Here is an 8003-nt window from a genome sequence, read left to right as displayed (position 1 = left end):
TGAACCCCCCAAAAAAACTCTGTCCGCAGGTAAAAAACCTTGTCCAAGGGTAAAAAACTCTGTCCAAAGTATTTTTAAGGTGAAAGGGATAAGGGGTAGAGAAAAAGCATGAAGGAGTCTTTGAAAGTGTTGATAACACTGACATTGGCTCTTTTTTTCATTCAGCCATTTACCCTAATTCCTTAATCCTTACCTCTACTACGGACAAACATTTTTACCTTTTTTCATCGCTCAAAACCCTAATTCCTGTCCCCTTATCTTTTCTATTCTGGACAAACATTTTTACCTGTAAGAGTGTGGTAAAAGTGGGGGGAAGGCTTGGGGGAGAAGGGATTGAGAGGGATTGGGGAGTGGACAAAGATTTTTACCGATCTACAAAGTAAAGATAAGGAATAAGGGTTTAGGGAAAAGAAAAATGCAACAACGAAGAAATATGAAAAAATATATTAAAAGTATTGACACAAGATATCGGTCTAATTATACTAAAGTTGTAATCGTTGTTTATATACAATACTTTTTTATATATTTTTTATAGGTAACATATTTTGATATTTTAAAGCTAATTTACTTAGACATATCACAATTAAATAGGTTTATAGTTTGTGCTACAGAAGGCTAAGTGTACCTTTTGGATCCTCAAACATGCCTATTTATGTGTGTTTAAGTAAATTAGCTTTTTTGTTGTTCTTTGAAAACCTTATACTACACTACCCACCGCTTTTTACATAGGTTGTCTCAAACATTTTCGTTTAATGACAGCCAAATCTAATTTTTAAGGAGTGATCAGTTTATGAAGCAAAAAACTGTAAACCAACAACAAATTAAATTATTAGAAAAGGTGGGTAACAGAATGAGAAAAAATAATGCTGGAACTATTTTTGTTAGAAATGAAAGAAACCCGTTGGAGTTGTATTTTCATCAAAGAGAGGCAATACAAGCCATGGACAAGACTATTGACTTTCAAAATAGAAATAGTTTTTCTGGGCTTGTTGTTCTTCCAACAGGTGGGGGCAAGACCATTACAGCGGTTCAATGGGTGCTTGAAAATATGATAAATAATAACAAGAAGGTACTATGGATAGCTCATAGATACGAGTTGTTAGAGCAGGCATTATCAGCAGTTAAGAGAAGTGCCTTTTCCAACCTTCTAACTATACGGAATAGCTTTGATTACCGATTGATTTCAGGGCGTCATGACAGCGTAGGGAATATCAAGGAAACAGATGATTTAATTATTGCAAGTAAGGATAGCTTAAGTCTTAAGATGAAACAATTGACAAAAAGTTGGTTAAATGACAACAGCGAAGTATGTCTTGTGATTGATGAGGCACACCATGCTACTGCTAAAACGTACAGAAAGATCATGAGTTGTTTAAAAGAAAATGTAAAAAAGCTTTGGATAATTGGTTTGACAGCAACACCATTCAGAACAGATGGGCAAGAAAAAGGACTGCTAAAAAAGGTCTTCGTAGATGACATCATTTATAAGGTAGATTTAAGAACGTTAATTAGTAGAGGTATATTGGCGGAACCTATTTTAAAAGAGTTGCAAACCAATTTAGACATGACACTAAGGCTTAATAAAAAGGATATTAAAGCTATAAAAGAATTTGATAGTATTCCTCAGAATATAGCATCGCATATTGCTGAAAATCGAATTAGAAACAATAGAATTGTACAAGCTTATCTTAATAGAAAAGAAGAATACGGCAAATTACTCGTATTTGCGATAAACAAGATTCATGCAATTGAGCTAAACAAGTTGTTTAGGGATAGAGGGGTTGCTTCAGACTTTGTTATTTCATCTGATCCGAATGTTGCAACTGACGTTGATCTTTCTACTGAAACTAATAGAGAAAAAATTAGGAAGTTTAAAAATAATGAGTTAGATGTACTCATAAATGTAAACATCCTTACAGAAGGTACTGATTTACCTGATGTTCAAACAGTGTTCTTAACAAGACCTACGACATCACCTATTTTAATGACACAAATGGTTGGAAGAGCATTGCGAGGAAAAGACGCAGGTGGAACAGAGAAAGCCTATATTGTCAGCTTTGTTGATGAATGGAAAGACAAGATTGCTTGGATAAACCCTGCAAGTTTATTTCCGACAAGAGGTTCTTGGACTGATAAAAATACTAATATTACCAAAAGCTTTAAACAATATCTCTCAATTGAAAAAATTGAAGAGTTCGTTAAGAAGGTAGATGAAGCCATTGATACGAAAGACTTAGTATCCTTGGATTTTAAAAAATCTATTCCTTTAGGCGTTTATTCATTTTATATTAACACTGAAAAGGAGAAAAATAAAACCTGTGAAATTCTGATTTATGATAGCAACCAAAAAACGTACAAAAACCTGTTTGAAAAATTACCTGATATTTTTGAGGCAAAGGGCATCAAAAGTAATGACAGCCTTGATGAAGATAAATTAGATGAGATAGCAAGAGAAATTAAACGTATATGGTTCTTTAATTCAGATATAGAGGTAAACAATGTTAATGAGGATATTAAGGATATTGTCACCTACTTTGCTCAAAAAGGAGTCCTGCCAACTTTCATTCCATTCGCAGATAGAGAAAAACTTGATATTAAAACAATTGCGAAATATATCTATGAGAATAAACTTGGAGGTAGGAAAAAGAAGGCTTATATTGATGGTGTTTGGGAAGATGATACGATTTTGTTTAAAGTGTATTTCGGTAATAATAAATTTTATTTCAGAAAGTGTATTGAAAATGAATTATTAAAATTGGATGAACCTGAGTTTTACGGTTGTAACAGTAGGGATGTCAGTTTTTCTGCTTAATCAATAAAACAATCAATTAACTTTAGAAGAGTCAATATATGGTATATAAGTTGACTCTTCTATGATCAAGTAGTTTCAAATTTTTTCTGGGAGTGATGATGATCATGAAAAAAACAAATCCAAATCGGTTAACTGATCAAGAGATACTTGATATTCTAAGAGAAGAGTATTATGTAGTTCAGCCAACAGGATGTCATGATTTTTTTAAAAGGAAGAAATTGAGTCCATGTCTTCCTTACCTTAGGAATAGATTCGGCATGAGCTTTAACGAGATTTTGATAAAAGCTGGAATTCCAAAAGAAGAGCTAAATTTTGTAAGGTGTAAGGTTAAGGAAAAAGAATACTATATTAACACGTTACAAGAAGTGGCAATGGAAATTGGTCATACTCCAACAGCAAATGAATATAAAAATAAAGGTTATTCTGCACATGAATTAAATTTAGTGTTTGGCTCATATAACGAAGCTTTAAGAGAAGCTAATTTAAAGCCGAATAAAGAACCAGCTAAAAATGTTTCGAAGAGAGCATTGCTGAATATTTATAAAGAAATAAGTGAAAAAGTAAATAGACCAGCTACACTTAATGATTTAAACAAACATGCAAAGTTTTACTCTCTAACGCTAAATAACTTTATATTGGTTTTTGGATCTTTGAATGAATTGAGAAAGCAAGCGGGTTTTGAGGTGAAAGGAAGGAAGCCAATATATTCAAAAGAAGACATTGTACAAGCTTTAATAATGGAATATAAAAAATATCAAAGACATTTAACTGCTAAAGAAATAGATCAAAATAAAAGTTTGCCAAGTAGAAACACAATAATGAGAATGTTTAAAGTGAGTTCCCTCAAAAAAGTATGGGCAGAAATAGACCGTATTCTTGCTCAACAAAATATTAACGGAGAAACTCAAAACGAAAAGAAAAAGAGACAACAATCCTATGTTAAAAAATCAGGCGATTATGGGGAAAAAAGAGTTGCTCATCAATTGTCTTTCTTGGATCAAAAGAAATATCGTGTCTACAACGATGTTAAAATTTGTTTTGGAAATTTAGTACAACAATTTGATCATATCGTGATTGGTGAAAGCGGAATATTCCATCTTGAAACAAAGAATTACAAAGGAACGATTTCAATAGATAGACATGGAAATTGGGAAAGGGTAAACGGTGGAACATTGGAAACAATAGAATGTCCAGAAGCTCAAATTATTAGGCACGAGGAACTTCTTTATCAAGTAATAGGAACGGATTATGATGTTGTCAGCATGCTTGTATATGCTCATCCAAAGTGTTCTTTAAAGAATATGGATAGAACAAAACTGAATGTTGTAAAAGCTGAGCAGGCTGTCTCATTTATAAAATATTACCAGGATACTCCTAAATTAAATTCAAATGAGATTAAGTATCTTTGCAAACTAATTGAAAGGCATATTGTCAAGGAATTTAATACTGCTATTTAACTCAAGTCACTATTGAAAATTATTTAGTATTGGACAACGTTTCTATTCTGTAGAAATAGAGATGTTGTCTTTTATTATTATTATTATCGATTTTTTATAGTAAAATGGAATAAAAAGGGGTAGATAGGGTGGATACAAAAGAACTTAAAAAGTTTGAAGATGCTTTTCAAAACGGTGTATATGCTGTGCCATCAGACGTAAAAGTAAAAGTTCGAGCACTTTATGAATATTGCAAAAAAACCAATGTAAGCCCAAGTGAACTAAGTGAAGAGCAAATGGCGAAATTTATTGAAAAGCAGGATAAATAACAATGGACAAACAATATTTTGATTTAATGCAGTTTTTGGAAGGATATGTACGCAATTATAGAAGACTTAATTTAACGTGTAATCATAACCGCTCTATGTTTACGAAGCGAGAGATTGATTATTTTGCAAATTTGGGTGAAATGCTTGGATTTGATGCGTTTGTGGAAGATTCGAAGTTTGATAAAGTCAGAGGTAGATCAAGACCGATGGATCTTTCTTGGTGGAAATGGGATAGCAGGAAAAATACTGAAAACTATGATTATCTGGCGTTGCACTTAGAGCGAGAAAATCAGTGGAACAAAGATGAAGATACGCTTGATAAGCTGTTTTCAAAAACAGAAGAAGGCTATGTACCTCATAATGTTATAGGAATTCAAAACATTGAGTCAACGGATAGAATATCACTTCTCAATAAATTGGTCGTGAAGAAGAACAAGGAGCAACAATCGAATGTGCTAATGGTGTATCGCTATGTCGATCCTGAACTTGATGTTGAAAAAGTAAGTGCCTATCTATTTGAACAAGATGGTTCATTTAAGGAAAGACACGCCATTTGTAAAGACGACTATTTAGGATATTGGTATATGTGCTTTGAAGAAGAGTATCAAAAAAAGGATTTAAGTGAGGGATAAAGGGAGAAGCAATAGTAAGAGCTTCTCCCTTTATCTTTCAATAAACTATGTTTAAATGTTCAGAAGCACAAGAATGACATGTGTTTTTATCATATCGATGTTCAGGTGCAATTTTTTCTTGGCAATATTGGCACTTCCGATACTGTCTTTTCCTCGAATTTATTGTCTTTAACATCATCTCTATAATATTATTTTCTTGTTCCTCTTTACTCAACAGTTTTAAATCTTCCCACGATAGAGCCAATTTTTTAACATTAGTTTCAACAGGTATATGTCCGTACCATTGCACACCAACATAACCGATTTCAACACCCACAGAATTGGTTCGGAGATAGACGGTAGGTTCGTCAGCAAATTGTTCTATTATGAAGTAATAGCATGATGGATTAGAATTTTCATCAAGTACGTTGATTTTCCCAATCCATGATTTTACTTTCTCTTGAAGTGATTTCATTATGTATCCCTCCCAGCGTGCAACCACAAATAGTCATCAATGATTATACATTACATCTAATTATACATGGTTAGAAGTAATTGAAAGCCGTTCAATTGCTAAGGCAGATTACATTTTTTTCTATTATAATAAAGGAAATGTATTTGAGGGGGAAGAGTAAATGAAAATAGAGATGGGAGAGTCGTTGATATTATCTTGGCTTCGCCACATAAAAAAGTGTCAATCAGTGCAATTAAATTGGAAACCATCATCTAATCATTGGAAACTATCAAATCAAGAAAATATTGAGAAAATGATGATTGCGGTAAATGAATACTTTGAAACAAAACATCGTTTCAATATTTTTAAGAATAATAAATCATATTTACAGTTATTGCTCCAGGGGGAAATAGATGCTTTTGGATTGCAAATAGAGAATAGTTTAGTAACTAATATGTACGGTGTAGACGTTGCTTTTCATGAAGGTGGACTTAATTACGGTGATAAAAAAACTACAGTAGAAAGAGTCATTAAGAAGCTTGTAAGAACAGCTATGTTATTTAACGGTTATTTTAATATGACCGAGGGGAACATCATATTTGCCTCGCCAAAAATAAATCCCTCAGTTTATGAGCCTATGATGCTCCATCTTGGAGAATTGAGAGAATTGTTTAACACAATAGGATTTGATTATGAGTTTCAAGTTATTGCTAATAACGATTTCAAGTGTGAAATATTAGATCCTGTCATTAGTATATCTTCCTCAGTAGCTGATACTTCAGAATTATTTTTACGCAGTATACAGATGTATCAGATGTTTGGTGATACTGCTAAAAATGGTTCAAACATTGATAATAAAATTGTTAGTGCAACGGAAAAAGAACAAGCAGGTGAGCCTAAAATAGGTAGTTTTGTACAGTCTACGTTTAATGATTTAATCCGACAAGGAAAACTGAGTACAGAAAAACTTGCCCATCTCTGTGATGCACGATATTGCAAAAATACCTTTTTATTGCCATATCCAATGTTAAAAAAGATAGAGGGGAATAAAAGTATTCATGAACAACGAAATATCAATGGGAGACCTCGTTATTATGCCAATGTATTAACAATAGAAGGTGCCAGCTATTTATTATGTAATCATTGGGTTGAGAAAAGTAGGCAACCGTATGAAGTCTGGCTTTCCAATATTCAAAAGTTATAAAGGAGCTGGTGTTAGTGTTCCGTAAAGCAATAACGGATGTTCACGATTACATAAAACAAAATGTCAAAACATTATCAGGTGAAGAATTATATGATTTAAAAAGAGGTTTTTATGAAAAGTGTGCAGAATACATGGGACACTCTAATAATTTAACAGGAATAACGGAGTTACTAATTAACCTGTATTTAAAAAGTTTCCTTGAAGCAAATAAAGTAAATTATTCGATCCATAGTAATTTCCCTTTAGAAGGTGCTAATGGTCGTGTGAATGAATTAGATATAGCATTAGTCAATAATAGAAATAAAGTAGATATTGGATTCTCGATCAAACGTGAACAAGGAAATGCAGGATGGAAAAAGCACGAATTAGATTGCGAGATTTGCAAGTCATACAGACAAAAATATGGTAAGGATAATATAGTTCAGGATTTATACCGTTTGGATAATTTGAAAAGGGGAAAGCATGGTAGCTTTAAATCTGTAACATTTATTTTCGAGGAGGTAAATAAACCAACATTAGCGAGAAGGAAACGCATACAGGAAGATAATAGATTTAATCATTACTACATCGTGTTACAAGGAAACAATCAATTATTATGGGAAGAATTAAAAATCATCATTAACTAAGTTCGATTGTTGACGATACCGAATTGCAAGTTATTGATTTTAGTTCTAAACACTTAGTAAAATAAAGTTGATCTTTAAGTCTTTAAGGATCGGTTCACTTTATTGATTTTTTTGCGAGAAGAACCGCCCTGCTTATCAGGCAAATTAGGGTGGTTCTTTTATTGTCTTAAAAAATATTGACTAAAAATAATAGAATTTATTATAATTTTATCGAATAATGGCGGGGAATCTTCCCTGCTTAATAGACTATTTTATTTGAATTTATAATTTTTATGGGTTACGAACTCGTATTTTTTATTAGTTTAGATGAAGTGGTCTTTTTTGTTTGCAGAAATGGAATCAACAAGGGAGGAAATAGCGATGGATGTAAGAGCAATTGTAGGAGTTAAAAGAATTGAAACTGAATTTGTCTTAAAACCACATTTGTATCAAAGTGATGTGAAATCAAATACTCTGGATTGTTTATCAAAATATACAGAGCCTAAAATTTATTTACTTCCCGAAACAAAGCGTGAAGAATTAAGGGCTTTT

7 protein-coding genes are annotated in these 8003 nt (G+C 32.5%); 6 read left to right on the top strand and 1 reads right to left on the bottom strand.

Translation table 11 applies throughout. The features are described from left to right. Positions 1–790: 790 nt before the first annotated feature. From T323_RS26920 to T323_RS0115580, 4 genes are all read left to right on the top strand, one after another. Positions 791–2812 carry a DEAD/DEAH box helicase gene (locus T323_RS26920; protein ID WP_051556564.1) on the top strand — a complete coding sequence of 674 codons (2022 nt, stop codon included), beginning with the start codon at positions 791–793 and terminating at the stop codon, positions 2810–2812. A gap of 104 nt (positions 2813–2916) precedes the next feature. After that, entirely contained in the window at positions 2917–4269 is a 1353-nt protein-coding gene (locus T323_RS0115590) for a homing endonuclease associated repeat-containing protein (protein ID WP_026674099.1), read from the top strand. 128 nt (positions 4270–4397) lie between these two features. Next, a complete protein-coding gene (locus T323_RS0115585; RefSeq protein WP_026674098.1) occupies positions 4398–4577 on the top strand; it encodes a hypothetical protein in 180 nt (59 codons plus the stop codon). Positions 4578–4579: 2 nt separating this feature from the next. Continuing rightward, positions 4580–5209 (top strand): hypothetical protein, encoded by a 630-nt coding sequence (locus tag T323_RS0115580; protein WP_026674097.1) that lies wholly within the window; start codon positions 4580–4582, stop codon positions 5207–5209. 37 nt (positions 5210–5246) lie between these two features. Here T323_RS0115580 and T323_RS0115575 read toward each other — a convergent pair whose 3' ends face one another. Continuing rightward, on the bottom strand, positions 5247–5663 hold the full coding sequence (locus tag T323_RS0115575) for a hypothetical protein (RefSeq protein WP_026674096.1): 417 nt from the start codon (positions 5661–5663) through the stop codon (positions 5247–5249). 160 nt (positions 5664–5823) lie between these two features. Here T323_RS0115575 and T323_RS29295 point away from each other — a divergent pair, with 160 nt between their 5' ends. Both T323_RS29295 and T323_RS0115565 read left to right on the top strand, forming a co-directional pair. After that, the gene (locus tag T323_RS29295; RefSeq protein ID WP_026674095.1) at positions 5824–6846 is read left to right on the top strand and encodes a hypothetical protein; all 1023 of its coding nucleotides are present in this window, start codon (positions 5824–5826) and stop codon (positions 6844–6846) included. Between the two features lie 14 nt (positions 6847–6860). Further along, the gene (locus tag T323_RS0115565; protein WP_026674094.1) at positions 6861–7472 is read left to right on the top strand and encodes a hypothetical protein; all 612 of its coding nucleotides are present in this window, start codon (positions 6861–6863) and stop codon (positions 7470–7472) included. Positions 7473–8003: the final 531 nt, after the last annotated feature.

The organism is Alkalihalobacillus bogoriensis ATCC BAA-922 (assembly GCF_000621445.1).
Classification (GTDB): Bacteria; Bacillota; Bacilli; order Bacillales; family Bacillaceae_F; genus Bacillus_AO; species Bacillus_AO bogoriense.
The sequence above is the reverse complement of the archived record's forward strand: the minus strand, read 5'-3'. Positions and strand labels throughout refer to the sequence as shown.